Source organism: Streptomyces sp. NPDC048185, assembly GCF_043202495.1.
Taxonomy (GTDB): Bacteria; Actinomycetota; Actinomycetes; order Streptomycetales; family Streptomycetaceae; genus Streptomyces.
On the sequence record NZ_JBIDAN010000001.1, the window covers coordinates 246,140 to 271,036 of the forward strand.

The 24,897-nt window shown below is 70.1% G+C and carries 20 protein-coding genes, 1 tRNA gene and 1 pseudogene; 10 read left to right on the plus strand and 12 right to left on the minus strand.

Features of this window, described 5'->3' with window-relative positions:
• Position 1: 1 nt before the first annotated feature.
• Genes ACGF3H_RS01155 through ACGF3H_RS01165 form a run of 3 tightly spaced genes read left to right on the plus strand, consistent with a single transcriptional unit; the run spans position 2 to position 3,461 of the window.
• Positions 2–1,828 carry a branched-chain amino acid ABC transporter permease gene (locus tag ACGF3H_RS01155; protein ID WP_362495261.1) on the plus strand — a complete coding sequence of 609 codons (1,827 nt, stop codon included), beginning with the start codon at positions 2–4 and terminating at the stop codon, positions 1,826–1,828.
• A 5-nt stretch (positions 1,829–1,833) separates the two neighbouring features.
• Positions 1,834–2,748: an ABC transporter ATP-binding protein gene (locus ACGF3H_RS01160; protein WP_362495258.1), complete on the plus strand. Its 915-nt coding sequence runs from the start codon at positions 1,834–1,836 to the stop codon at positions 2,746–2,748.
• Positions 2,745–3,461 carry an ABC transporter ATP-binding protein gene (locus ACGF3H_RS01165; RefSeq protein ID WP_362495255.1) on the plus strand — a complete coding sequence of 239 codons (717 nt, stop codon included), beginning with the start codon at positions 2,745–2,747 and terminating at the stop codon, positions 3,459–3,461. The genes ACGF3H_RS01160 and ACGF3H_RS01165 overlap by 4 nt, the downstream gene beginning before the upstream one ends.
• Positions 3,462–3,547: 86 nt before the next feature.
• On the opposite strand, the gene ACGF3H_RS01170 is transcribed toward ACGF3H_RS01165, so the two are convergent.
• The 7 genes from ACGF3H_RS01170 to ACGF3H_RS01200 all read right to left on the minus strand — a co-directional run bounded on the left by ACGF3H_RS01170 (position 3,548) and on the right by ACGF3H_RS01200 (position 11,313).
• On the minus strand, positions 3,548–3,802 hold the full coding sequence (locus ACGF3H_RS01170) for a hypothetical protein (protein WP_362495252.1): 255 nt from the start codon (positions 3,800–3,802) through the stop codon (positions 3,548–3,550).
• A 154-nt stretch (positions 3,803–3,956) separates the two neighbouring features.
• Positions 3,957–4,301, minus strand: coding sequence for a hypothetical protein (locus ACGF3H_RS01175; RefSeq protein ID WP_362495249.1), 345 nt, complete (start codon positions 4,299–4,301; stop codon positions 3,957–3,959).
• Complete coding sequence (locus ACGF3H_RS01180) at positions 4,282–4,746, minus strand: barstar family protein (RefSeq protein WP_362495247.1); 465 nt, start codon at positions 4,744–4,746, stop codon at positions 4,282–4,284. Before ACGF3H_RS01180 ends, ACGF3H_RS01175 begins: the two co-directional genes overlap by 20 nt.
• Positions 4,743–9,443 (minus strand): putative T7SS-secreted protein, encoded by a 4,701-nt coding sequence (locus ACGF3H_RS01185; protein ID WP_362495246.1) that lies wholly within the window; start codon positions 9,441–9,443, stop codon positions 4,743–4,745. Before ACGF3H_RS01185 ends, ACGF3H_RS01180 begins: the two co-directional genes overlap by 4 nt.
• 2 nt (positions 9,444–9,445) lie before the next feature.
• Positions 9,446–10,102 carry a hypothetical protein gene (locus ACGF3H_RS01190; protein ID WP_362495244.1) on the minus strand — a complete coding sequence of 219 codons (657 nt, stop codon included), beginning with the start codon at positions 10,100–10,102 and terminating at the stop codon, positions 9,446–9,448.
• A complete protein-coding gene (locus ACGF3H_RS01195; RefSeq protein ID WP_362495242.1) occupies positions 10,099–10,506 on the minus strand; it encodes a hypothetical protein in 408 nt (135 codons plus the stop codon). The genes ACGF3H_RS01190 and ACGF3H_RS01195 overlap by 4 nt, the downstream gene beginning before the upstream one ends.
• Positions 10,507–10,656: 150 nt before the next feature.
• On the minus strand, positions 10,657–11,313 hold the full coding sequence (locus ACGF3H_RS01200) for a response regulator (protein WP_362495240.1): 657 nt from the start codon (positions 11,311–11,313) through the stop codon (positions 10,657–10,659).
• Between the two features lie 102 nt (positions 11,314–11,415).
• Between ACGF3H_RS01200 and ACGF3H_RS01205 the strand changes: the two genes are divergently transcribed.
• Together ACGF3H_RS01205 and ACGF3H_RS01210 are read left to right on the plus strand one after the other, a co-directional pair.
• A tRNA-Leu gene (locus tag ACGF3H_RS01205) sits at positions 11,416–11,489 on the plus strand.
• Between the two features lie 105 nt (positions 11,490–11,594).
• Positions 11,595–12,371, plus strand: coding sequence for a helix-turn-helix domain-containing protein (locus ACGF3H_RS01210; protein ID WP_362495237.1), 777 nt, complete (start codon positions 11,595–11,597; stop codon positions 12,369–12,371).
• 4 nt (positions 12,372–12,375) lie between these two features.
• Here the strand turns inward: ACGF3H_RS01210 and pyk are convergent, their stop codons facing one another.
• Positions 12,376–13,800, minus strand: a complete 1,425-nt coding sequence (gene pyk, locus ACGF3H_RS01215; protein ID WP_362495235.1) for a pyruvate kinase — start codon at positions 13,798–13,800, stop codon at positions 12,376–12,378.
• Between the two features lie 214 nt (positions 13,801–14,014).
• Here pyk and ACGF3H_RS01220 point away from each other — a divergent pair, with 214 nt between their 5' ends.
• Positions 14,015–15,829, plus strand: a complete 1,815-nt coding sequence (locus ACGF3H_RS01220) for a 5'-nucleotidase C-terminal domain-containing protein (protein ID WP_362495234.1) — start codon at positions 14,015–14,017, stop codon at positions 15,827–15,829.
• A 22-nt stretch (positions 15,830–15,851) separates the two neighbouring features.
• Here ACGF3H_RS01220 and ACGF3H_RS01225 read toward each other — a convergent pair whose 3' ends face one another.
• The 3 genes from ACGF3H_RS01225 to ACGF3H_RS01235 form a co-directional block, all read right to left on the minus strand.
• Positions 15,852–17,264 (minus strand): SidA/IucD/PvdA family monooxygenase, encoded by a 1,413-nt coding sequence (locus ACGF3H_RS01225; RefSeq protein ID WP_362495231.1) that lies wholly within the window; start codon positions 17,262–17,264, stop codon positions 15,852–15,854.
• A 530-nt stretch (positions 17,265–17,794) separates the two neighbouring features.
• Positions 17,795–20,293: an aminopeptidase N gene (pepN, locus tag ACGF3H_RS01230; protein WP_362500652.1), complete on the minus strand. Its 2,499-nt coding sequence runs from the start codon at positions 20,291–20,293 to the stop codon at positions 17,795–17,797.
• A gap of 201 nt (positions 20,294–20,494) precedes the next feature.
• Positions 20,495–20,833: a chorismate mutase gene (locus ACGF3H_RS01235; RefSeq protein WP_362500650.1), complete on the minus strand. Its 339-nt coding sequence runs from the start codon at positions 20,831–20,833 to the stop codon at positions 20,495–20,497.
• Between the two features lie 120 nt (positions 20,834–20,953).
• Between ACGF3H_RS01235 and ACGF3H_RS01240 the strand changes: the two genes are divergently transcribed.
• Complete coding sequence (locus ACGF3H_RS01240) at positions 20,954–21,847, plus strand: hypothetical protein (RefSeq protein ID WP_362500648.1); 894 nt, start codon at positions 20,954–20,956, stop codon at positions 21,845–21,847.
• A 24-nt stretch (positions 21,848–21,871) separates the two neighbouring features.
• The gene (locus tag ACGF3H_RS01245) at positions 21,872–22,507 is read left to right on the plus strand and encodes an SIMPL domain-containing protein (RefSeq protein ID WP_362500646.1); all 636 of its coding nucleotides are present in this window, start codon (positions 21,872–21,874) and stop codon (positions 22,505–22,507) included.
• A 22-nt stretch (positions 22,508–22,529) separates the two neighbouring features.
• Here ACGF3H_RS01245 and ACGF3H_RS01250 read toward each other — a convergent pair.
• Positions 22,530–22,748 (minus strand): annotated as a pseudogene (locus ACGF3H_RS01250) (VWA domain-containing protein); the annotation flags it as partial.
• A 244-nt stretch (positions 22,749–22,992) separates the two neighbouring features.
• On the opposite strand from ACGF3H_RS01250, the gene ACGF3H_RS01255 reads away from it, so the two are divergent.
• Both ACGF3H_RS01255 and ACGF3H_RS01260 read left to right on the plus strand, forming a co-directional pair.
• Positions 22,993–23,922 (plus strand): rhomboid family intramembrane serine protease, encoded by a 930-nt coding sequence (locus ACGF3H_RS01255; protein WP_362494805.1) that lies wholly within the window; start codon positions 22,993–22,995, stop codon positions 23,920–23,922.
• The gene (locus ACGF3H_RS01260) at positions 23,919–24,821 is read left to right on the plus strand and encodes a chitosanase (protein WP_362494803.1); all 903 of its coding nucleotides are present in this window, start codon (positions 23,919–23,921) and stop codon (positions 24,819–24,821) included. Before ACGF3H_RS01255 ends, ACGF3H_RS01260 begins: the two co-directional genes overlap by 4 nt.
• Positions 24,822–24,897 lie beyond the last annotated feature (76 nt).

Consider the following 24,897-nt stretch of genomic DNA (forward strand, 5'->3'; position numbering starts at 1 on the left):
GATGACCACACAGACCACCGCTTCGAACACCGCGGACACCCCCACCACGGGTGCCCCCACCGGCCTCATCGGGATACCCGCGCACATCGGACGTGCCCTCGCCACCGGCGGCGGCGTCCTCAGCGTCCTGTCCACGTTCCTCGCCTGGACCTGGACCGCCGAGTTCCCCGGCGACCTCACCGTCTACGGCTACCCGGGCGGCCTGCAGGTCCTGGTGCTGATCGGCGGCGCCCTCACCACCCTCCTCGGCCTCGCCTCCTACGGCGTCAAGGGGCTGCGCTGGCTCGCGCCCGCGGGTGCCGACGCCGGCCTCAAGCTCGCCGCGCTCGCCACCTTCGCCACCGCCTGGTACACGGTCGTCGCCATCAGCGCCCAGCTCGGCGGCGTGGTGAACCTGGAGCCCGGCGGCTACGTCGTGGCGGCCGCCACCCTGATCGCCCTGCTCGGCTCGCTGGCCCTGCCGTTCGAGCGTCCCGAACCGGACCCCATCGACCCCGACGACACCGGCTGGGAGCAGTTCAAGCACAACGCGTCGCAGAACTGGCAGACCGTCAGGGCCGCCTTCGCGTCCGGCACCCCGCGCCCCGCACGCGCGCTGCCCTCCTACGCCGAGATCCTCGTCATCGTCGCCGTCCTCGCCGTCGCCCTGCTCGTGTTCACCTACGGCATCGGCACCGAGTACGACGAACTCTTCGTCGGATTCCTGATCACGACCGGCCTCGGTTTCGCGGCCCTCAACAAGTCGGGACTGATCGGCAGGATCACGCAGATCACCGCCCGGCACCAGAACATCACCGTCTGCGGCGCCTTCGTGGCGGCGGCCTGCTTCCCCTTCACCCAGACCGACGACCAGTACGCCACCCTCGGCGTCTACATCCTCATCTTCGCCACGGTCGCCCTCGGTCTGAACATCGTCGTCGGCCTCGCCGGCCTGCTCGACCTCGGTTACGTCGCCTTCCTCGGCGTCGGCGCCTACGCGGCCTCCATGGTCTCCGGCTCCCCCAGCTCGCCCTTCGGCGTGCACTTCCCCTTCTGGGCAGCGGTGCTCGTCGGCGCCGTCGCCTCCCTGGTCTTCGGTGTCCTGATCGGCGCGCCCACCCTGCGGCTGCGCGGCGACTACCTCGCCATCGTCACCCTCGGCTTCGGTGAGATCTTCCGCATCACCGCGAACAACCTCGACGGCACCTCGGGACCGGACGTCACCAACGGCTCCAACGGCATCTCGTCCATCCCCGACCTCAAGATCCTCGGCTTCGACCTCGGGATCCCGCACGACATCGCCGGCTTCACCATCGGCCGGTTCGCCAACTACTTCTTCCTGATGCTGCTCATCACAGCCGTCGTCGTCCTCGTCTTCCGGCGCAGCGGCGACTCCCGCATCGGCCGGGCCTGGGTCGCCATCCGCGAGGACGAGACCGCCGCGCTCGCCATGGGCATCAACGGCTTCCGCGTCAAGCTCATCGCGTTCGCCGTGGGCGCCACCCTCGCCGGCCTCGCCGGCACCGTGCAGGCACACGTCACCTACACGGTCACCCCCGAGCAGTACCTCTTCGCCGGCACCACCCCGCCCAACTCCGCCTTCCTGCTCGCCGCGGTCGTCCTCGGCGGCATGGGCACCATCGCCGGTCCGCTCATCGGTGCCGCACTGCTCTTCCTGATCCCCAACAAGCTCCAGTTCCTCGGCGACTACCAGCTCCTCGCCTTCGGACTCGCACTCGTGCTGCTGATGCGCTTCCGCCCCGAGGGCCTCATCCCCAACCGGCGCCGCCAGCTGGAGTTCCACGAAGAGGCCGACGCGCCCGCAGTCCTGAGCAAGACAGGGGCCTGACCACCATGACCACCGACACCACCACCAAGGACACCACCGCGGGCGCCCCCGCCCCCGGCACTCCCGTCCTCGACGCACGCGACGTCACGATGCGCTTCGGCGGACTCACCGCCGTCCGCGGCGTCGACCTCACCGTCAACAGCGGTGAGATCGTCGGCCTCATCGGACCCAACGGCGCCGGCAAGACCACCTTCTTCAACTGCCTGACCGGCCTGTACATCCCCACCGAGGGCGAGGTGCGCTACAAGGACAAGGTCCTGCCGCCCAAGTCCTTCAAGGTCACCGCCGCGGGAATCGCCCGCACCTTCCAGAACATCCGGCTGTTCGCCAACATGACGGTCCTCGAGAACGTCCTCGTCGGCCGCCACACCCGCACCAAGGAAGGCTTCTGGTCCGCCGTCCTGCGCGGCCCCGGCTTCCACAAGGCGGAGGCGGCCTCCCGGACACGCGCCATGGAACTCCTGGAGTTCGTCGGCCTCGCCGACAAGGCCGAGCACCTCGCGCGCAACCTCCCCTACGGCGAACAGCGCAAGCTGGAGATCGCCCGCGCCCTCGCCAGCGAGCCGGGGCTGCTGCTCCTGGACGAGCCCACGGCCGGCATGAACCCGCAGGAGACCCGGGCCACCGAGGAACTCGTCTTCGCCATCCGCGACAAGGGCATCGCCGTCCTCGTCATCGAGCACGACATGCGCTTCATCTTCAACCTCTGCGACCGCGTCGCCGTCCTCGTCCAGGGCCAGAAACTCGTCGAGGGCGACAGCGCCACCGTCCAGGGCGACGAACGCGTAGTCGCCGCCTACCTCGGCGAACCCCTCGACAACGACCCCGGAGCGGCGGAAGCCGCCGAGGTCGAGGCGGCCGAGGCCGCGCAGGCCGACACCACCACGGACACCTCGGCCGGCAAGGAGAACGACCGATGACCGCACTGCTCGAGGTCGAGGACCTCCGCGTCGCCTACGGCAAGATCGAGGCCGTCAAGGGCATCTCGTTCACGGTCGACGCCGGCGAGGTGGTCACCCTCATCGGCACCAACGGCGCCGGCAAGACCACGACCCTGCGCACCCTGTCGGGACTCCTCAAACCGGTCGGCGGCCAGATCAAGTTCGGCGGCAAGTCGCTCAAGAAGGTCCCTGCCCACCAGATCGTCTCCCTGGGGCTCGCCCACTCCCCCGAGGGCCGGCACATCTTCCCCCGCATGACGATCGAGGACAACCTCCGCCTCGGCGCGTTCCTCCGCGACGACAAGCCGGGCATCGAGAAGGACATCCAGCGCGCCTACGACCTGTTCCCGATCCTCGGCGAACGCCGCAAGCAGGCCGCGGGCACCCTGTCCGGCGGTGAACAGCAGATGCTCGCCATGGGACGCGCCCTGATGTCCCGGCCCAAGCTGCTCATGCTGGACGAACCCTCCATGGGCCTGTCCCCGATCATGATGCAGAAGATCATGTCGACGATCGCCGAGCTGAAGTCCCAGGGCACCACCATCCTGCTCGTCGAACAGAACGCCCAGGCCGCCCTGTCCCTCGCCGACCACGGCCACGTCATGGAGGTCGGCAACATCGTCCTCTCCGGCACCGGCCAGGACCTCCTCCACGACGAGTCGGTCCGCAAGGCGTACCTCGGCGAGGACTGAGCCGGCACCGCACGACCCGAGAAGACCGCCACCCCATCGAGGTGGCGGTCTTCTCGCACTCGCGCCGCTGCACGCACGTCCCCTCACTACCGGAACAGAAGGCGGTCCCTCACCGACAGAGCCGGCGTCACCTGGATGTCCATGACGCCCGCGCATTCGCCCAGGTGGAAGTCGACGGAGATACCGCCGGTGACGGACAGGCGCGTCGCACCCTCCCGGAAGACGTCCAGCAGCTGTATGCCGTCCTCGTTCGTCCAGCAGACCCTGACCGACCGCGACAACACGTCGTAGGAGAGAACGAGAGTCTGCCCGAAGGCATCCTGGAGCGTGAGCGTACGCACCCCTTCTCCATCCGAGTCCGGCCATTCACCGAGGGCTTCGTGAACTTCTTCATCGTCAGGGGCCAGGAACTCTCGATACATCCGATGGTGCCTTCGCTGTCGTTCCAGCGCGTCCGCCTGGCCCCGCGGCATCGGAGCCGGGACTGCCGAAGGGCTACTGCTCCGGTTCGGCCGCGCGTCGCTTGAGGATTTCCGCCTCCGCGTCCCAGTCGGAGCCGAAGCACAGCAGGTCGGCGGCGGCCTCGCGCAGCAGCTCCGGGTCGTCCGGACGCTGGAGGCGGGCGAGACGGCAGGCGAGATTGCGGGCCCACGGCGGCAGCGCCATCCAGTCCTCGGCGAGGACCTCCCGCAGCATCCCGCGGATCTCGTCCGCGCTCGCGAACGTCACCGCTTCGACGAACTCCCGGACGGCATACCGGACCACCCGGCTCTCGGCACCGGCCTCGTCCAGAGCCTCGCCGAGGTGTCTGGCAGAGACCTCAACAGACCCTGACCTCATGGAGCACCTTCTCCTGAACGTCGGGCGGGCACAGCAGGACGGCCTGGAGGGTGAACTTCCCCCGACCCGGAAGCTCGGGCTTGCCCGCCCAGAACTTCACGGCATCGTTCAGGGCGCGGAAGAGGATCTCGCGCTCGTCGGCACTCTCGGAAAGCACGGCGTCGGCGTCATCGATGGTGAGGAGGACATGCTCAGCACTGACCCAGTGCAGATCCGTCAGGCAGTCCCGCAATGCGTTCCAGTTCCAACCGAAGTAGTCCGGGAGGCGCAACGCCTCGTAGAACTGAGTGAACACCCCGTCGGAGTCGCGCATTTCCTTTCCTCGCATCCGGGCCGAGTGGATCAGACCGGTGGGAGGCAACGCGCGCACAACGGAGAACGTGGAGTCGGTCGGGACGACGCGGACTTCCGCCTCGTGCCGATCCCACCAGGTGGCGTCGCTCATCGGCCGGTCTCCATCACGATGTACGTCTGGTAATGGGTCGGAGTGTAGTACGCCGATCCGTCCGACCCTGTCACGATCCTCTCGCCACCCCATCTCGGGTTGTCGACCGACTGCACCGTGCCCCATTCCCTGTACCGGATCGGATTCCCTTGGCTGTCAAATTCGGGAAGTTTGTAGGCGCCGTTATGCCCGCTGTTCTCGAATGGCTTGGGGACGGACGGACCCATGCGTTGGGGTCCCGCACCCTGAGCCTCCACGCCGAACTCACGAATGTCGCGGAGTACCGCCTGCGACTCCGCCGGAACCTTGGTGGGAATCCACCCGCTGAGCTTCGACGTGTCGCCCAGGGTCTGACCCACTTGGTAGTTCGGCGAGAGTCCCAGTGGGTCGGCGCCCACGTGGGGGTTGTCGACGTAGGCGACCGGGTTGGGCGCGGGCGTGAGCCCGAGGGGGTCCACAGCCGTGTAGCGACCGGTCTCGGGGTCATAGTGGCGGAAGTAGTTGTAGTGGAGACCGGTCTCGGGGTCGTAGTACTGACCGGGGAAGCGCAGCGGGGTGTAGGCGCTGCTGGTACGGGTCCAGGCGGTGGTGCCCCACAGGGTGCTGCGGGTGCGCCAGGCGATGTCGCCGGACTCGTCGACGAGTTCGGTGGGGGCACCGACCAGGTCGGTGACGATGGCGAAGAAGCGCCGGTCGATCTCCTCCTGGCGAGCATCCGCGGTGAGGATCCGCTCCGTTTGGGCCAGCGGGGTCAGGCCGCGGTGGTCCCAAGTGAGCGCCACCGGATGGGGCACGCCCTGCACTGCCGTGATCTGCTCGCACAGGGTGGTGCCGTCCCAGGTGAACCGAACCTCCTCGACGAGCGTCTCGCCGCCGGAGGCCAGGCGTTGCTTGGCGGTGCGGCGACCCAAGGGGTCGTAGCGATAGCGCCAGCGGGTGCCGTCGGGAGTGATGACGGAGGTGAGGCGGTCCTCGGCGTCCCACTCGTAGCGCCAGGTGTCGGGTTTGCGGGAGAGGCGGGCCTTCTGGCGCAGGGTGACGCGACCGGCGGCGTCGTGTTCGTAGCGCACCCCTCCGGCGCGGGTGAGGCAAGTGCCATGGTACGTCCGGGCTCCCGTGGCTTCCCTGCCGGGATGCGAGGCGGGCCAGGAGGCGGAGACCTGATTGCCGCTCGCGTCGTAGGCGTACCGCTCGCTCCAGTCGTCAGCGGTCACGGCGGTGACGCGGCCCACCGGGTCGAGGTCGAAGGTTCGGGTGCCCGACAACCGGCCGGAGACCACGGCTAGGCGGCCGTCGGCGCGGTAGGTGTAGGTGCGGCTGTCGAGGACGCGACCGCCGGCAGTCAGGTGCTCGGCGGACCGGCGCCCCGCTTCGTCCCAGGCCGAGGCGACGGTGAGGGAGCCGAAGACGCGAGACAGTTCACGCCCTGCCGCGTCATGGGTGAAGGAGACCTGGTGACCACCGGTCGTCAGGAAGCCGGGGCGGCCCGCCGCATCATGCGTGTAGACGGTGACGTGGCCGGTGGGAGTGGTACGTCCCACTCGACGGCCCACGGCATCGTAACGATAGGTGGTGGCGCGGCCGTCGACGAGTTCCGTCTTGATCAGGCCGCGTCGGTCGTACTGCCGGATCACCTCACCGTCCGGGCCGGAGGCCCGCAGGAGACGCCCGGCCGGGTCGTAGACATAGCTGGTCGCCCGCCCGGCGGCATCCTTGCAGGCGATGCGGCCCAGCTCGTCATAGGTGAAGGAGATGACGCCACCGCGCGGGTCGGTCCGCGCGGCCAACTGCCCTGCCGCGTCGTGGCGGTAGCCGATGGTACGTCCGTCGAAGTCGGTTTCCGAGACCAGGCGGCCGACCGCGTCGTACTGGTAGCTCCAGCTCAGACCTTGTGGGTCGGTGACACGGGTGAGACGCAGGGCGGTGTCGTAGTCGAACGCGTAGCGGGCGCCGTCCGGCTCCGTGCGGGCGGCAAGCAGGTCGAAGTGGGTGTACTCGAACCGAGTCACTCCCCCGGCCGAGGAAGTATGGGTCAGGCAGTTGCCCTCACCGTCGTAGGTCCAGGACTCGGAGGCGCCCTCCGGGCCCGTACGGCGGACGAGTAGCCCGTCGGCGTTCCAGGTGAGACTCGTGACTGCGCCCACAGGGTCGACCGTGCTGACGAGTCTGCCGAGAGCATCGCGTCGCGCGCGGGTGGTGCCGCCGACCGGGTCGGTGACCTCCACTGGCAGGCCCGCCGCGTCGCAGACCACCCGGGTCGTGGCGCCGACGGAGTCGGTGACGGACACGAGGCGACCGGCGTCGTCGTAGGCGTAGCAGGTGGCGTGCCCGGCCGCGTCGGTGACTCTGATCCGGTTGCCGCGCTCGTCGAACTGCTGTGTGCGGCGGGTGCCGTCCGGCTCGTGGAACTCCACCGGCAGTCCGAGCGGGCCGCGCACGATGCGCTGTTCGGTGCCGTCGGGCCGGGTGACCGCGACGAGCCAGCCGTCCTCGTAGGCGTACACGGTGGTGCGACCGAGCGGGTCGGTACGGGTCAGGAGGTTGCCGTGGGTGTCATAGGTGAAGCGGATGGTGTGGCCGAGGGCATCGGTGGTGGCCAGGACGCGGCTGCCGGTACCGATGAGGTGGCGGGTGGAGTGTCCCTCGGCGGTGGTGAGGGTGGTGGTGCGGTGCCCGGTCCGAGGGTCCGGGTCCGTGTACGCCAGGGTGATCTGGACGTGGCCGGCCTCGCCGCCCTCGGCGACGACACGGTCGCGGTCGTCGTACGCGTAGTCGTAGCGGCTCCCGTTGGAGTCGATCCAGGCGACCACCCGCCGGCGCTCGTCGTAGACGAACCGGGTGGTCGCACCGGACGGCTTGGTCACGGCCGTGAGGTTGCCGTCCTCATAGCCGTACGACATCAGGAGCAGGTCCCCTCCGCCCTCCCCCGCCAGGGACAGCGAGGTCACCCGGCCCTCGGCACACGTCACCCTCACCACCCGCCCCGCCGAGTGGACCAGCGCCAGCGGCAGACCGTCCTCGGCCCGGTCGACTTCGACGCTGTGACCGTTGCGTTCGGTGATGCGCGACAGCCAGCAGGTGGCGTCACCGCCCGGTTCCGTGCCCACCGGGGCGGCGAAGCGGCGCACCAGGCCGCTGTCCGGGTCGGTGACCGTGTAATCGCCGTCGGCGTCACGCGACAGCAGCGTCCGTGCCGTGCCCGACTCCGGGCGGGTCGGGGCCCCGGGCACCGGATGCGGATACGTGACCAGCAGACCGTCGGCCGTGACGTGGACGACGCCCACCGGATCGACGACGAGACGCTCGTCGACCGTGGAGGACCACGACGGGCCCAGAAACCTGCCCGAGGTGAGGCCCGACTCCGTACGCCGCGTGAACGTCAACGGCAGGATGCCCGGGATCACGACGTCCGTCTGGGGCAGGAACATCCGCCCCGAGGCGAGGTCCACCGGGTCCGTACCGTCCGTGACACGCTCACCGTCGGGACGGTTGTGCGTACCGTCCGGCGCGTCGTCCACCAGCCGGCGCAGCCGCGCCGCGTCGGCCGCCTCCTCCGCGACCCGCACCCCCTTCACCGCCGCACCGCCACCACCCGTGGCCACGGTCAGCGCCAGGTCCGGGATCAGACGGCCGAAACCCTCCGCCGGGTCCTTCATGAAGTCGCTGACCATCTGCTTGCCCGTGCCGACCGGGTCGTTGGCCGCCACCACCAGCCCCGCCGCCAGACTGTTGAGCGACGTCGCGTACTCCGCCGGATGCGTCAGGTTGTACGGGTCCATCGGATTGACACTGCGGACGAAGTTCAGCAGCCCCGCGGTGCCCTTGATGATCCCACCGCCGACATGGTCACCCATGATCTGCATCTCCTGCAGACCGTCACCCAGCTGATCCGCGTACGACGGCTTCTCCGGAGCCTTGTCCCGCGCCGCGCGGACCGCACTGCGCGCCGTCTCCGCAGCGGAGTTGCGCTGCTTGCGCGCCTCCGTCAGCAGATCCTGCGCGTCCTGCATCAGCTTCTTGCCCGGGTCGTCGAACGTCGGCGCCGGACACGGCGGCAGCGTGGACGGGTCCCGCTTGTCCGGCGCCTGCGCGTTGTAGCGGTCGACGGCCTTGTTGTAGTCGTCGACCTTCTTGCGATGGGCGTCCGCCGCGTCCTCCGACGCCTTGACGCCCTCCTTCCACTTGTCGATCGCCGTCTGCGCCTGGCCCTGCGCCCACTCCACGGTCCCCGCGAACGACTCCAGCGCCCCCGCCGCCTCCTCACAGGCGTCCGCACCCTTGAACCACTTCGGCGGCTGCGTCCGCACCGCCTTCCGCAGCGCCTCGGCGGCCTCACCCTTCAACTCCGAGGAGTCCAGCCCCTTCAGACCGTCGCCGACCCCGTCGAACGACGACTGGAAACCCCGCAACCGCTCGGCCGTCGACCGGATCTTCGACGCGCTGCCGTAGATCAGCTTCGTCTTGTCCTCGGTCTGCCCGAGATCCATCTCGTCGACCTCGGCACCCATCCGGTTCGCCACCGAACGGGACTGCTCCCGCACCCAGTCCGCACCGGACTCCCAGCCGACGTCGTCCAGCCGGTCCGCCGTCCAGTCACCGGCGTCCTCGACCCGGTTGCCGACCCACTCGACACCGTCCTCGACCGCGTTCTCCACCGAGTCCGGAGTGATGTCGCTGATGAAACCGCCGATACCCACGCTCAGTTCCCCCCGGAGTCACCCTGCTGTGCCTGCTGCTGCGCGCGTTCCTCGGGCGACGGACCGAACGTGTCGTCCAGCGCCTGGTCGAACTGCTCGTCCGAGATCCCGAGCGCCTGGTTGAGCAGGTCCGCCCGGCGCCCGCCCTCACCCTCGGTCAGGACCGTGCGGCCGGTGTCCTTCCACGTCTGCGAGATGTCCTGCCCCGCCTGCTCGAACGACTGCGCACTCCAGTCCGGATCCAGATAGTCCGGCGTGAACACATCGCCCCAGCCCTGCTGGGTGATCTCCTCCTCGGACGCATGCGGATCACCGCCCATCACCGAGTTCACACCGACCTTCAGCGCACCCTCGACGTACTGGTCGTGCTCCCACTGGGTGCCCGCGGCCAGGCCCAGCCGGTTCGCGATCTCGCTCGCATCGTGCACCAGGGCCCGCACACCCCACTCCCAGCGCTCGCAGAAGTCCTCGAAGTCCGTCGACAGACCGTGGTGCCCGGCCTCCATACCGGTCATCGCCAGCTCGGAGAAACCCTTGCCCATCACCGAGCCCGTGGAGTCACCGATCTCACCGAGCTGGTCGATCGTGCCGCCCAGCCCCTTGGTGAACTTCGCGACCGCGGTCTTGTCGAACTGCAGGTCCGGCCCGTCCCCGCTCACGCCCGCATCCCCTCACCCGCGTCCACGGCCGCCCCGTCCGGCACGATTCCCACGACCGGCGGGAAGAACATCGACCCGTCCTCCGTCGCGATGTCCACCGCGAGCCCCGCCGGCTCACCCAGCGACGGCACGATCTCGTCGACGATGCGGGCACCCAGCAGCTCCGCGTACTCCACGGACTGGCCACCCGGCGCGTGCAGCAGCGCGAAACGCGCCAGCGCGGCCTCGTCGGTGAAGGCGCACACCCACCGCACCCCGCCCGAACGCGCACTCCACAGACCTCCGTCGGCCAGCGGAACGAGCAGCGTCGCTCTGCGCATCTCACCCACCAGCGCACGCGGATCCCCGACCCCGGCCCGCCGCTCGGCGATACGCCCGGCGAGCACCGTCCCTGCCTGCTCCACGACTCCTCCCCCGTTCCGGCGCCTGGCGGCACCCTAGAACAGGACGCGACACGCGCGGCGGACGGTTCTGTGCAGGGACGGTGTGAACCACACGACGAGGCCCGCGCCCCCTGCCGCACAGGGAACACGGGCCTCTCGGAGCAGCGGGCGTCAGCCCTTGGCCGCCTTCTTCTCCTCGGCGTCCTGGATGACCGCCTCGGCCACCTGCTGCATCGACATCCGCCGGTCCATCGACGTCTTCTGGATCCACCGGAACGCGGCCGGCTCGGTCAGCCCGTACTGCGTCTGCAGCACCGACTTCGCCCTGTCCACCAGCTTCCGCGTCTCCAGCCGCTGCGAGAGGTCCGCGACCTCCTGCTCCAGCGCCTTCAGCTCCGTGAACCGCGAGACGGCCATCTCGATCGCCGGAACGACGTCACTCTTGCTGAACGGCTTCACCAGGTACGCCATCGCCCCGGCGTCCCGCGCCCGCTCCACGAGGTCGCGCTGCGAGAACGCGGTCAGCATCAGCACCGGCGCGATGCTCTCCTCCGCGATCTTCTCGGCCGCGGAGATACCGTCCAGCTTGGGCATCTTCACGTCGAGGATCACGAGGTCGGGCTTGTGCTCCCGGGCCAGCTCCACGGCCTGCTCCCCGTCACCGGCCTCACCGACGACGGAGTACCCCTCCTCCTCCAGCATCTCTTTGAGATCCAGCCGGATGAGCGCCTCGTCCTCGGCGATGACGACGCGGGTCGTCAGCGGAGGCACGTGCGACTTCTCGTCTTCGGGCACGTCAGCGGGCTGGGGCGACTCGGGGGCGGTCACGTGAGGCTCCTAGTTCGGGGCAGGGATACTGCTGACAAGAGCCTACCTAGCTGCGGTATGGTGGGTGGGCAGCGGGTCGGATGAAATCTTCGATTCGCAGGAGCTCCGGTAGTCCAATCGGCAGAGACGATACCCTCAAAAGGTATTCAGTGTGGGTTCGAGTCCCACCCGGGGCACTTTTCCTCAGAATGCAAGGTCACATTTCGAAGCGGATGCTCACGTTCTCGTGAACATCCGCTTTTTGCTGCGTGTTGCACACCCCTCACCCACAGAGTGTCCGTATGTACGACTTGGGCACACGGGAGCGAGCGCTGGCGCTGGTAGCACAGGGACGGAGCCTGAACTCCGTAAGCAGGGAAACCGGCATATCCCGAGCAGCCATCCGCTCGTGGCAGACACGCATCGAGCCGCTGCCACGCATGCGGCAAACACCCTGCTCGATGTGCGGCCCGACGGCCAATCCGCCGGAGGACAAGGAGGCATACGCCTACCTGCTCGGCCTCTACCTGGGCGATGGCTGCATCAGCCCCGGCATGCGATCGGGTTACTTTCTCCGGATCGCGTGTTCGGATGCCTGGCCCGGACTCATCGACGCATGCGCTGACGCCATCACGGCCGTCAATCCGAGCGGGAAGGCCTGCCGGATTCAAGCCCTCGGGTATACCTCCGTTGTCGGCTACAGCAGGCACTGGCCGTGTTTCTTCCCCCAGCACGGCCCCGGGAAGAAGCACGATCGCCGTATCGCTCTCGCAGCTTGGCAACAGACGATCGTCGCCGAACACCCTTGGGATTTCGTCCGGGGGCTCATCCACTCCGACGGCTGCAGGATCACCAACTGGACGACGCACCTCGTGGCCGGTGAGCGCAAACGCTACGAGTACCCCCGGTACTTCTTCACCAACGTGTCGGCCGACATCCGCCGCTTGTACACAGACACCCTCGACACTCTCGGCGTCAAGTGGACACAGTGCACACGCAACGGAGCCCCCTTCAACATCTCCGTCGCCCGCAAGGCCTCCGTCGCTCTCATGGACACCCATGTCGGCCCCAAGTACTGACGGGCTAGTCCTCGCCGATGTGGTGGACGCGGACCAGGTTCGTCGTGCCCGAGACTCCAGGCGGGGAGCCGGCGGTGATGATCACGACGTCGCCCTTGCGGCAGCGGCCGTACTCCGTCAGGAGGTCGTCCACCTGGTCGACCATCGCGTCCGTGGAGTCCACGTGCGGGCCGAGGAACGTCTCCACTCCCCAGGTCAGGTTCAGCTGGGAGCGGGTCGCCGGTTCCGGGGTGAAAGCGAGGAGCGGGATGGGTGAGCGGTAGCGGGAGAGACGGCGGGCCGTGTCGCCCGACTGGGTGAAGGCGACCAGGTACTTCGCGCCGAGGAAGTCGCCGATCTCCGCCGCCGCGCGGGCGACGGCCCCGCCCTGGGTGCGGGGCTTGTTGCGGTCGGTGAGCGGGGGCAGCCCCTTGGCGAGGATGTCCTCCTCGGCGGCCTCGACGATGCGGGCCATCGTGCGCACCGTGTCGGTGGCGTGCTTGCCGACGCTGGTCTCGCCGGAGAGCATCACGGCGTCCGTGCCGTCGATGACGGCGTTGGCCACGTCGGAGGCCTCCGCGCGGGTCGGACGGGCGTTGTCGATCATGGAGTCGAGCATCTGGGTGGCGACGATGACCGGCTTGGCGTTGCGCTTCGCCAGCTTGATCGCGCGCTTCTGGACGATCGGTACCTGTTCGAGGGGCATTTCGACGCCGAGGTCTCCGCGGGCGACCATGATGCCGTCGAAGGCGGCGACGATGTCCTCGATGTTGTCGACGGCCTGGGGTTTTTCGACCTTGGCGATGACGGGGAGGCGGCGGCCCTCCTCGTCCATGATGCGGTGGACGTCGAGGACGTCGCGTCCGCTGCGCACGAAGGACAGGGCGATGACGTCGAAGCCGGTCCGCAGGGCCCAGCGCAGGTCGTCCTCGTCCTTCTTGGAGAGGGCGGGGACGGAGACGGCGACGCCGGGGAGGTTGAGGCCCTTGTGGTCGGAGACCATGCCGCCCTCGATCACCGTGGTGCGGACGCGGGGGCCGTCGACGTCGGTGACTTCGAGGCAGACCTTGCCGTCGTCGACGAGGATGCGTTCGCCCCGGGTGACGTCGGTGGCGAGGCCGGCGTAGGTGGTGCCGCAGATGTGGCGGTCGCCGTCGACGCCCTCCTCGACGGTGATGGTGAAGGTGTCGCCGCGTTCAAGGAGTACGGGGCCTTCGGCGAAGTGGCCGAGCCTGATCTTCGGGCCCTGAAGGTCGGCGAGGGTGCCGACGCTGTGGCCGGTCTCGTCGGACGCCTTTCGGACCCGGTGGTAGCGCTCTTCGTGCTCGGCGTGGGTGCCGTGGCTGAAATTGAAGCGGGCGATGTCCATTCCGGCGTCGACCAAGCTCTTGATCTGGTCGTACGAGTCGGTGGCGGGCCCAAGTGTGCAGACGATCTTTGCTCGGCGCATGGGACGAGCCTATGACCTACCGCCGGGTAGCGAATTGGCCACACATGACGACTCAACAACCTCTGAGTAAAGGGTCATTGACAAGTGTTGAATTGTGCGCCGGTTCGCTCCGATGAGCGTGTCCTCCGGTTCCCACTCTTGACAGGCGCCATGCTCAGGACAGAATCTACGCGCGTTGTCCGATGATGTGACAGGTCACCTAGGAGAGCCAGCCATGCCGTTGAACCGCCGGAAGTTCCTGAGTAGGTCCGCCGTGACGGGGGCGGGGGTGGCGCTGGCGGGTGCGGTGGCGGCTCCGGCGGCCGAGGCGGCCTCCGGGCGTCAGGGGGACCGGGACCGCAAGAAGCCGAAGCGGTACGCGCTGACGGTGCTCGGCACGACCGACCTGCACGGACACGTCTTCAACTGGGACTACTTCAAGGACGCGGAGTACACGGACGCGGCGGGCAACGCCCAGGGTCTGGCCCGGATCTCGACACTGGTGAACGAGATCCGCAAGGAGCGGGGCCGGCACAACACGCTGCTGCTCGACGCGGGTGACACCATTCAGGGCACGCCGCTGACGTACTACTACGCGAAGGTGGACCCGATCACCGCCGCGGGCGGCCCGGTGCACCCGATGGCGCAGGCGATGAACGCGATCGGGTACGACGCCGTGGCGCTGGGCAATCACGAGTTCAACTACGGCATCGAGACGCTGCGGAAGTTCGAGGAGCAGTGCGACTTCCCGCTGCTCGGTGCGAACGCGGTGGACGCGAAGACCCTGAAGCCGGCCTTCCCGCCGTACTTCATGAAGACGTTCCGGGTGAAGGGGGCGCCGCCGGTGAAGGTGGCGGTGCTGGGGCTGACCAACCCGGGGATCGCGATCTGGGACAAGGCGTACGTGCAGGGGAAGCTGGCGTTCCCGGGGCTCGAGGAGCAGGCGGCGAAGTGGGTGCCGAAGCTGCGTTCGATGGGCGCGGACGTGGTGGTGGTGTCGGCGCACTCCGGGTCGTCGGGTACGTCGTCGTACGGTGACCAGGTGCCGTACGTGGAGAACGCGGCGGCCAATGTGGCCCGGCAGGTTCCGGGCATCGACGCGATCCTCGTCGGGCACGCGCACGTGGAGATCCCGGAGCTGAAGGTCGTCAACGAGAAGACCGGGAAGACGGTCGTGCTGTCGGAGCCGCTGTGCTTCGCCGAGCGGCTCACCGTGTTCGACTTCGACCTGGTCTTCGAGCGCGGCCGGTGGCACGTCGAGTCGGTGCGGGCGTCGCTGCGCGACTCCGGCACGGTGGAGGACGACCCGCGGATCGGCAGGCTGCTGGCGGACGAGCACGCGCAGGTGGTGGCGTACGTCAACCAGGTCGTCGGGACGGCCACCGAGACGCTGACGACGGTGGAGGCCCGGTACAAGGACGCGCCGATCATCGACCTGATCACCAAGGTGCAGGAGGACGTGGTCAGCCAGGCCCTGGCGGGCACGGAGTACGCGTCGTTGCCGGTGCTGGCACAGGCGTCGCCGTTCTCGCGGACGTCGGAGATCCCGGCCGGTGAGGTGACGATCCGGGACCTGTCGAGCCTGTACGTGTACGACAACACGCTGGTGGCGAAGCTGATGACGGGGGCGCAGCTGCGGGCGTACCTGGAGTTCTCGGCGGAGTACTACGTGCAGACGGCGGCTGGGGTGCCGGTGGACGTGGAGAAGCTGACGAACGCGAACGGCCGCCCGGACTACAACTACGACTACGTGTCGGGGCTGACGTACGAGATCGACGTCGCGCAGGCGCCCGGTTCGCGGATCAGGAATCTGGCCTTCGGGGGTGCTCCGCTGGACGACGCGCAGCAGTTCGTGCTGGCGGTGAACAACTACCGGGCCAACGGCGGTGGTGCGTTCCCGCACGTGGCGTCGGCGAAGGAGCTGTGGTCGGAGTCGACGGAGATCCGTACGCGGATCGCCGAGTGGGTGACGGCGAAGGGTGTGCTGGACCCGAAGGACTTCGCGTCGGTGGACTGGTCGTTGACGCGGAACGGTACGCCGGTGTTCTGATGCGCTGACGGTGTTCGCGGCCTCAGATCGTGTCCGCCAGTGGGGTGAGTTCCCGGTAGCGGCGTGCGGATGGGATCTGGGGCCGTTGCCGTTGCAGGCCGAAGGTGGTGAAGGCGGTGCGGGCCGGCAGTGGGTAGGGCTCCTCGTCCGTGAGGTCGTTGAGGATGGTGGCGCTGCGCCAGGCGGCGAGGCCGAGGTCGGGTGCGCCGACGCCGTGGGTGTGGGTCTCGGCGTTCTGGACGTAGACGGAGCCGGTGATGGAGGGGTCGAGGAGGAGGCGGAAGCGTTCGTCGATGCGGGGGCGTTCGCGGTTGTCGCGGCGCATGTACGGGTCGAGGCCGGCGAGGATGCGGTCGAGGGGGCGTTCGCGGTAGCCGGTGGCGAGGACGACGGCGCCGGTGGTGAGGCGGGAGCGGGTGTTCTGCTGGGTGTGTTCCAGGTGGAGTTCGACCTGGGTGGCGGCGATGCGGCCGGCGGTGCGGACGCGGACGCCGGGGGTGAGGACGGTGTCGGGCCAGCCGCCGTCGAGGGTGCGGCGGTAGAGCTCGTCGTGGATGGCGGCGCTGGTGTCGGCGTCGATGCCTTTGTGGAGCTGCCACTGGGCGGTGACGAGGCGGTCGCGGACGGCTTCGGGCAGGGTGTGGAAGTAGCGGGTGTGGTCGGGGGTGAAGTGTTCCAGGCCGAGCTTGGAGTACTCCATGGGGGCGAAGGCCTCGGTGCGGCCGAGCCAGTGGAGGCGTTCGCGGCCGGCGGGGCGGTGGCGGAGCAGGTCGAGGAAGATCTCCGCGCCGGACTGGCCGGTGCCGATGACGGTGATGTGGTCGGCGGCGAGGAGGGTGTCGCGGTGGTCCAGGTAGTCGGCGGAGTGGATCACGGGGACGCCGGGGGCGTCGACGAGGGGGCGGAGCGCGTCGGGGACGTGGGGTTCGGTGCCGACGCCGAGGACGACGTTGCGGGTGTGGGTGCGGCCTAGGGCTTCGGCTTCTCCGTCGGCGTCGAGTTGGGTGTAGTCGACTTCGAAGAGCTGCCGTTCCGGGTTCCAGCGCACGGCGTCGACCTGGTGGTGGAAGCGGAGTGCGGGGAGGTGCTCGGCGACCCAGCGGCAGTAGGCGTCGTACTCGGCGCGCTGGATGTGGAAGCGTTCGGCGAAGTAGAAGGGGAAGAGGCGTTCGCGGGCGCGTAGGTGGTTGAGGAAGGTCCAGGGGCTGGCGGGGTCGACGAGGGTGACGAGGTCGGCGAGGAAGGGGACCTGGATGCGGGTGCCGTCGACGAGCTGGCCGGGGTGCCAGTGGAAGGCGGGGCGCTGGTCGTAGAAGACGGCGTCGAGTGCGGTGAGCGGGTCGGCGAGGGCGGCGAGGGAGAGGTTGAAGGGGCCGATGCCGATGCCGACGAGGTCGCGGGGGGTGTCGGGGGTGTGGTGCGTGGGGGTGTTCATCGTGGGGTGGGTCCTTCCACGGGGGTGAGGCGGCCGGCCGGGTCGTCGGGCCTGGTGCGGGGGGTGGGGAAGGGCGCCGGGAGCCGCCGTCCGCCGGCGCGGGCGGGGCCGGGGGCGGCGCGGCCGGGGGTGGGCGGGGCGGCGCACGGCGGCGGGGGCGGTGTGGGTGGCGCGCGCGGGACGGGTGTCGCCGGGGGCGTCCGGCGCCCCCGGCGGTGACGGTGCCGGGGCTGCCGTCGGGCGGTGGTCCGCCGTGCGCGGTGGTGCCGGCGTGCGGTGCGTCGGGCACGGTGTCGTGCGGGGCCCGCGGGGCGTCGGAGCCGTGCGGGCCCGAGGCGGGGGGCGGCATGCCCATGGGCTGTCCTCCGGGCGCGGGGACGGGATTACAGGGTGTACGCGGATGCGTGCCTGCGCCCGGAAAGCCCAACGATCAGAACCCGAAAGGGGGTACTTCCGTGGGGGGTGGCGTGTCGTGGCGGCTGCGCGGCCGGCCTTCCGTGGTGTGGCGGGGCCGGCCGCGTGCCGGGGGGTCAGCCGGCCTGGGTCCCGCGTACCCGCAGGGCGCGGGCGAGGTCGTCGAGCTGGTCGACGAGCTTGCGGCGCAGGGCGGGGATGGGGTCGGCGGTGGCGAGGCATTCCTGGCCGAGGCGCAGGGTGTCGGCGTCGACGGCGTGCACGGGGAAGGCCCAGCGGCCGGCGGCGTCGGCGATGGCGGGGCCGCGGCGGTCGGCGACGGCGACCGCTTCGGCGTAGTAGCGGGGGACGTAGCCGGCGACGAGGTCGGCCTGTTCGGGCTGCCAGAAGCCCTGGGCGGTGGCGGTGAACAGGTAGTTGGACAGGTCGTCGGAGGCGAACATGGCGGCCCAGGCGCGGCTCTTGGCCTCGGGGTCGGGCAGTGCGGCGCGGCAGCGGGCGGCGCCCTCCTGGCCGGTGGCGCTGGGGTCGCGTTCGAGTTCGGCGGCGATGGCCGTCTCGTCGGTGGCGCCGAGGACGGCGAGGCGGGTGAGGATGCGCCAGCGCAGTTCGGGGTCGAGTTCGGGTCCGCCGGGGACGGTGCCCTCGGCGAGCCAGGCGGCGATGGTGTCGGGGTGGGCGGCGGTGTCGATGCGGTGGCGTACGGCGATCAGGCGCAGGCCGGGGTGGTCGCCGTCCTCGGTGCGGCGGATGAGGTCGCGGCACAGGGCGGAGAGGGTGGCCAGGGCGGCGGGCCGCTGCTCGGGGGTGAGGTAGCGGTCGGTGACCTGGGCGGCGGCGAAGGCGAGGACGCCGGAGACGAGGGCGAGGTCGGTCTCGTGCGGGAGGTGGGCGCGGGCGGTGTCGAGGTAGGTGCCGGCGGGGAGTTCGCCGTCGCGGACGGCGTCGCGCAGGGCGTTCCAGACCACGGCGCGGGTGAGGGGGTCGGGGAGGCCGGAGAGGCCCTCGCGCAGGGCCTTGGAGGACTCGGCGTCGAAGCGGATCTTGGCGTAGCTCAGGTCGCCGTCGTTGAGGACGATGAGGGCGGGGAGCTTGCCGATGGGCCGCGGTTCGCTCTGGGGGACGTCGAGGTCGAGGCGTTCGCGCAGGGTGAGGCGGCCCTCGTCGGTGAGGTCCTGGTCGTAGAGGCCGACGGCGATGCGGTGGGGGCGGGTGCCCGTGCGGTCGACGGTGAGTGCGCGGGTGCCGTTGTCGCCGGTGACGTGCGGGGTGAGGGTGTCGACGCCGGTGGTGCGCAGCCAGGCGTCGGCCCAGGCGTGGACGTCGCGTTCGGTGGCGGAGGCGAGGGAGTCGATGAAGTCGGCGAGGGTGGCGTTGGCGAACTTGTGCCGGTCGAAGTGGGTGTTGATGCCGGCGAGGAAGTCCTTTTCGCCGAGCCAGGCGACGAGCTGGCGCAGGGCGGAGGCGCCCTTGGCGTAGGAGATGCCGTCGAAGTTGAGGAGCGCGGAGGCGGTGTCCTCGACGTTCTCGGGGGCGACGGGGTGGGTGGAGGGGCGCTGGTCGGCGTCGTAGCCCCAGGGCTTGCGGGTGACGCCGAAGTCGGTCCAGGTGCCGGTGAAGCGGGTGGCTTCGGCGCAGGTCTGGTAGCCCATGTACTCGGCGAAGGACTCGTTCAGCCAGATGTCGTCCCACCACCTGAGGGTGACGAGGTCGCCGAACCACATGTGGGCCATCTCGTGGGCGATGACCATGGCGCGGGTCTGGCGTTCGGTGTCGGTGACGGCGGAGCGGAAGACGAACTCGTCGCGGAAGGTGACCAGGCCGGGGTTCTCCATGGCGCCGGCGTTGAACTCGGGGACGAACGCCTGGTCGTAGGAGTCGAAGGGGTAGGGCTCGGCGAACTTCTCGTGGTAGCGGTCGAAGCACTGCCGGGTGACCTCGAAGAGTTCGTCGGTGTCGGCGTCGAGGTGGGGGGCGAGGGAGCGGCGGCAGTGGAGGCCGAAGGGCAGGCCGCGGTGTTCGGTGCGCACGGAGTGCCAGGGGCCGGCGGCGACGGCGACGAGGTAGGTGGAGATCAGCGGGGTGGTGGCGGCCTTCCAGCGGCCGTCGCCGGTGTGCTCGGTGATGCCGTTGGCGAGGACGGTCCAGCCTTGGGGGGCGGTGACGGTGAGGTCGAAGACGGCCTTGAGGTCGGGCTGGTCGAAGGCGGCGAAGACGCGCTGCACGTCGTCCATGAACAGCTGCGTGTAGACGTAGGTCTCGTCGTCGGTGGGGTCGGTGAAGCGGTGCATGCCCTCGCCGGTGCGGGAGTAGCGCATGGCGGCGTCGACGCGCAGTTCGTGCTCGCCGGGGGTGAGGTTCTTCAGGGGCAGCCGGTTCTCGTCCAGGCCGTCCGGGTCGAGGGGGTGTCCGTCGAGGGTGACGCTGCGCAGCTCGGCGGGCTTGACCTCGACGAAGGTGTCCGTGGTGCCCGTGCCGGCGCGGACGGTGAACCGGACGACGGTGCGGGATTCGAAGGTCTCGTCGCCGCCGGTCAGGTCGAGGTCGATCGCGTAGTGGTGAACGTCGAGGAGCTGGGCACGGGTCTGCGCTTCGTCGCGCGTCAGTACGGACATGCAGGACATGCTGCCTGATGCGGTGGGCGGGGCACAGGGGCGGATCGGTACGCGGGGTTTGTCCGGTCCGCGCGGGCGGCTGCCGCCTGCGTGCGCCCCGTGCCGCTGCGCCGGTCTGTGAGGTGGCCGGGGTGGAGTGGGGCCGGGGTGGGAGTGGGGCGGGGGTGGGGCGCGCGGCCCGGCGTCGGGGGCGGTCCGGCGTCAGTCGGTCCCGTTGTCCGTGTGCTCCGCGATGCGTTCGTGGTGGTGGATGACCTCGGCGATGATGAAGTTGAGGAACTTCTCGGCGAACGCCGGGTCCAGTTTGGCGCTCTCGGCGAGGGCCCGCAGCCGGGCGATCTGCTTGGCCTCGCGGGCCGGGTCGGCGGGCGGCAGCTGGTGGCGGGCCTTGAGGTGGCCGACCTGCTGCGTGCACTTGAAGCGCTCGGCGAGCATGTGGACGACGGCCGCGTCGATGTTGTCGATGCTGTCCCGCAGCCGGGCCAGCTCCTCGCGGGCGGCGTGGTCGGCGGCACCGGTACCGGTGTTGCTGGTGGTCATGGGCGATCACCCTACGGGCGGGCGGCCGGGCGCCGCACACCGTCTCAGGCCGTGGGCGGCCCGGCGCCCCCGCGCGGCTCGTACAGTGGAGGCAGGGTCAGGCGTCTTGGGGGTACGGGCGTGGCGAACGGCGGTCCGGTCGAGCACGGCTACCCGCACCTGGAGACGGTGCGGGCCGCCATCACGGCGCTGTACCGGCGTCTGTCGTACGACACCGTCCAGACGTTCTCGGCCAGTGTGGCCCCGGCCGACGTGGCGTTCTGCGACACGGACGACCTGTATCTGGGGGCGCAGCGGGTGGCGCGCGAGCTGGTGCGTCACTACCGTCTGCCGGACGCCCGGATGATCGTCTCCTTCCGTGAGATGACGCATGCGGCGAATGTGGAGCTGGCGGCGGGCCCGGAGTACTTCGTGGAGCTGAACGACCGCTTCCGCACGCATCGCCGGGACATCGGCGCGGCTCTCGCGCACGAGGTGATGCACGTGTACCTGCATCGCCTGGACCTGTCCTTCCCGGGGACGCGGGACAACGAGATCCTCACGGACACGGCGGCGGCGTATCTGGGCGCCGGGTGGCTGCTGCTGGACGCGTACCGGGAGGACGCGGCGTCGTCGCAGAAGCTGGGGTACCTGACGCCGGAGGAGTTCGGGTACGTGCTCGCCAAGCGGGCGCTGCTGTTCGGGGAGGACCCGGCGGTGTGGTTCACGAGTCCGCAGGCCTACACGGCGTACGTGAAGGGCATGGAGCGGGCCCGCCGGGACGGGCAGCAGCCGCCGCTGACGGCGGCCGGGTGGGCGGGGCGCCGCCGGTACGCCCGGGACCGGCGGCACGCGCTGGACCCGCATGCCGCCGCGGTGACGGACGCCCCGTACGCCTTCCTGCCGGATGCGCGCGGGCCGCTGCGGGTGTCGTTCCCCTGTCCGACGTGCCACCAGCGGATCGGGGTGCCGGTGCGAGGGCGGGTGCGGGCGCGGTGCGGGTTGTGCCGGACGGTGCTGGAGTGCGACACGTAGGGCGGGGGCTGCTTCAATGCCCGCATGACGGAGACGATCAGGGAGCCCTGGGGGCTGAGTGTTTTCGGTGCGGGCAGTGTGCGGGTGGAACCGCAGTTGGTGCGGGTGAGGTTGGCGGTGGACGTGCTGGCGCCGTCGCCGGACCGTTCGTTCGCCGAGGCGGGGGCGGCGGTGACGCGGCTGCGGGAGGTGTTGCGGGGGCACGGGATACCGGACACCGCGGTCTCGGGTTCCCGGTTGAAGCTCAGTTCGGAGTACAGCGGTTACAACGAGGAGCGCAAGCTGCTCGGTTACCGCTGTACGGCGTCGTACTCGGTGGAGACCGAGGCGCTGGACGGGCTCCAGCGGCTGATCGTGGACGCGGTCGACGCGGGCGCGCACCGCATCGACCGGGTGGAGTTCGACGTGCACGACAAGCCGGCGATGCGCGACGAGGCGCGGCGCAGGGCCGTGGCCGCCGCCCGCCGGAAGGCCGAGGTGTACGCGGAGGCGGCGGACGTGCGGCTGGGGCCGGTGGTGCACATCCAGGACGTGGACGCCGAGTCCGTCGTGCAGTACCGCGGCCACGGCGGCGGGGGCGGCAGCTCGGCCGGGGATCTGGTGCCGGGGATGGTGGAGGTGTCGGGGGCCGTGGTGCTGGGGTATTCGCTGAGGCGCTGACCCGTGCGGCCGGTCGGTGCCGCGGCCGCACGACGCCCTGGGCGCGTGCGGCCACCGGCCACGCGGGGAACTCCCCCACCGGCCGGTCGTACGGCTCGGCGTCGGACACCCGCCGCGGGTCGCGGCCCGCGTGGGAGAACTCCGCGTCGTCGACGACCCGCTGGTCCGGCACGGCCGGCTCGTCGAGCTTGCGCAGGTACGCGAAGTGTCGGCTGTCCGGGTGGCCGAAGCCGACGGACTGCCCCGTCGAGCGCGCTTTGTCAGGGACGCGCCGGCGCTCTCGTGCAGCCGGCCAGAGCGGGCGCGGTCTCCCGCGCCTTGGTGAGACTGATCGCTGCCGTGCGGACTTCTCCTCCTGGGGCGGCGAGTGGCTGCCGTGGGTACGGCACTGCGGACCCCGCCTCTCAGCCGCTCCACAGTGTTTCGATATTTTGTTCGCCGCCGTCCCCACCGGCTCACCGTCCGCCCGTCCCGAGGAGCCGGCCGTGGATTCCGAGTCCACCGTCACCACGTGCTACCGCCATCCCGCGGTGGAGTGTCATGTCCGCTGCACCCGCTGCGACCGCTTCATCTGCCCCGACTGCATGCACGAGGCGGCGGTGGGCCATCACTGCCCGGAGTGCGTGAAGGAGGGCGCGCGGTCGGTGCGGCAGGCCCGGACGATCGTCGGCGGCCGCGTCTCGGCGACGCCCGCCGTGACGTTCGTCCTGATCGGGCTGAACGTCCTCGCGTACCTGGGGGAGCTGGTGCGTCCCGGGATCGTGGACCGCTTCTCGATGGTCGGTGCGCGTCTGGTCGGTCCGGACGGGGGCCATTACGTCTACCAGAGCGTGCTCCCGGGGGACTTCCGCGCCGAGGGCGTCGTCGCCGGCGAGTGGGAGCGGATGCTCACGAGCGCCTTCCTGCACCTGGAGCCCACCGAGGGCACGTTCGGTGTCCTGCACATCGTGATGAACATGGCCGCGCTGTGGCAGCTGGGGCGGGTGGTGGAGCCGGCCCTCGGCCGCGTCCGGTACGCCGTGCTGTATCTGCTGGCGGCGCTCGGGGGTTCCGTCCTGGAGCTGCTCCTCACCGACCCCGCGCAGCCCTCGGTCGGCGCGTCCGGCGCGATCTTCGGCCTGGCGGCCGCGTACTACGTCCTGGCGCGGCGGCTGGGCGCGGACATGGCGCCCGTCAACCGCTTCATGGCGTTCCTGCTGCTGTGGCTGCTGATCTCGGCCGGGTTCACCTCGTGGCAGGGCCATCTGGGCGGTCTGCTGGCGGGCGGGGTGGTGGCGGTGGCGTACGCGTACGCGCCGCGTGACGGGCGGCGGGTGCTGGTGCAGGCGGGTGCGTGTGCGGGTCTGGTGGTGCTGCTGGCGGTGTCGGCGGCGGTCAAGGTGTCGGATATGTCAGGTGGAGGTTTTCCCCAGTGAAACGTGCCGGTGTGCTGCTCCTCGCGGCCGTTCCCGTGGTCGCCACGGGGGTGTACTTCCTCATGCCGACCGACTCGGCCGACGCCCCGGTGGTTCCGCCCACGTCCACCACGCAGTCCTCGCGTGAGGACGCCAAGGACCGGGCCGAGCAGGAGCGGGAGGCGGACGACGAGCTGATCGCCGACCTGCCGCCGGGGCTGGCCGCCCCGGCGAAGAAGGAGCTGGCGCAGCAGCTCGTGTCGAGCGCGGAGAACTCGACCACGGACTGGCGCAGCGCCTACGGCACCATCGAGGACCTCGGGCAGGGTGACGGCTACACCGCGGGCATCATCGGTTTCTGCACCGGCACGCACGATCTGCTGGCCCTGGTCGAGCACTACACCGAGGACCACCCGGACAACGGTCTGGCGAAGTACCTGCCGGCCCTGCGCGCGGTCGACGGCACCGACTCCCACGAGGGCCTCGATCCCGGTTTCACGGCGGCCTGGGAGGCGGAGGCGAAGCTCCCCGCGTTCCGCAAGGCCCAGGAGGAGGAGCGCGACCGGGTGTACTTCCAGCCGTCGGTGCGCCTGGCCAAGCTGGACGGGCTCGGCACGCTGGGCCAGTTCGTGTACTTCGACGCGATGGTCTTCCACGGCCCGGACAGCGACGCGGACGGCTTCTACAGCCTGCGCGAGCGTGCGATGAGGAAGGCGAAGACGCCGGCGGACGGCGGGTCCGAGAAGGAGTACCTGGACGCGTTCCTGGACGTCCGGCACGAGGCGATGCTGGCCAAGCGGCCGGACATCGACACCTCCCGCGTCGACACGTCCCAGCGCCGGTTCCTGAAGGCCGGGAACATGGAGCTGAGAACGCCGCTGGTGTGGGAGATGTACGGGGACACCTACAAGCTGCCCTGACATGCGACGGCGCCTGCCCTGTGTCCGGTCGGGGACGGGGCAGGCGCCATCAGTGTTCCGCACGCCTTTGTGCGGG

Excerpts from the sequence above, each read along its gene's own strand:
- ACGF3H_RS01155 (WP_362495261.1), top strand. The coding sequence starts at position 2 with ATGACCACACAGACCACCGCTTCGAACACCGCGGACACCCCCACCACG.
- ACGF3H_RS01160 (WP_362495258.1), top strand. The coding sequence starts at position 1,834 with ATGACCACCGACACCACCACCAAGGACACCACCGCGGGCGCCCCCGCC.
- ACGF3H_RS01165 (WP_362495255.1), top strand. The coding sequence starts at position 2,745 with ATGACCGCACTGCTCGAGGTCGAGGACCTCCGCGTCGCCTACGGCAAG.
- ACGF3H_RS01175 (WP_362495249.1), bottom strand. The coding sequence starts at position 4,301 with ATGAGGTCAGGGTCTGTTGAGGTCTCTGCCAGACACCTCGGCGAGGCT.
- ACGF3H_RS01180 (WP_362495247.1), bottom strand. The coding sequence starts at position 4,746 with ATGAGCGACGCCACCTGGTGGGATCGGCACGAGGCGGAAGTCCGCGTC.
- ACGF3H_RS01210 (WP_362495237.1), top strand. The coding sequence starts at position 11,595 with ATGTACGACTTGGGCACACGGGAGCGAGCGCTGGCGCTGGTAGCACAG.
- pyk (WP_362495235.1), bottom strand. The coding sequence starts at position 13,800 with ATGCGCCGAGCAAAGATCGTCTGCACACTTGGGCCCGCCACCGACTCG.
- ACGF3H_RS01220 (WP_362495234.1), top strand. The coding sequence starts at position 14,015 with ATGCCGTTGAACCGCCGGAAGTTCCTGAGTAGGTCCGCCGTGACGGGG.
- ACGF3H_RS01225 (WP_362495231.1), bottom strand. The coding sequence starts at position 17,264 with ATGAACACCCCCACGCACCACACCCCCGACACCCCCCGCGACCTCGTC.
- pepN (WP_362500652.1), bottom strand. The coding sequence starts at position 20,293 with ATGTCCGTACTGACGCGCGACGAAGCGCAGACCCGTGCCCAGCTCCTC.
- ACGF3H_RS01235 (WP_362500650.1), bottom strand. The coding sequence starts at position 20,833 with ATGACCACCAGCAACACCGGTACCGGTGCCGCCGACCACGCCGCCCGC.
- ACGF3H_RS01245 (WP_362500646.1), top strand. The coding sequence starts at position 21,872 with ATGACGGAGACGATCAGGGAGCCCTGGGGGCTGAGTGTTTTCGGTGCG.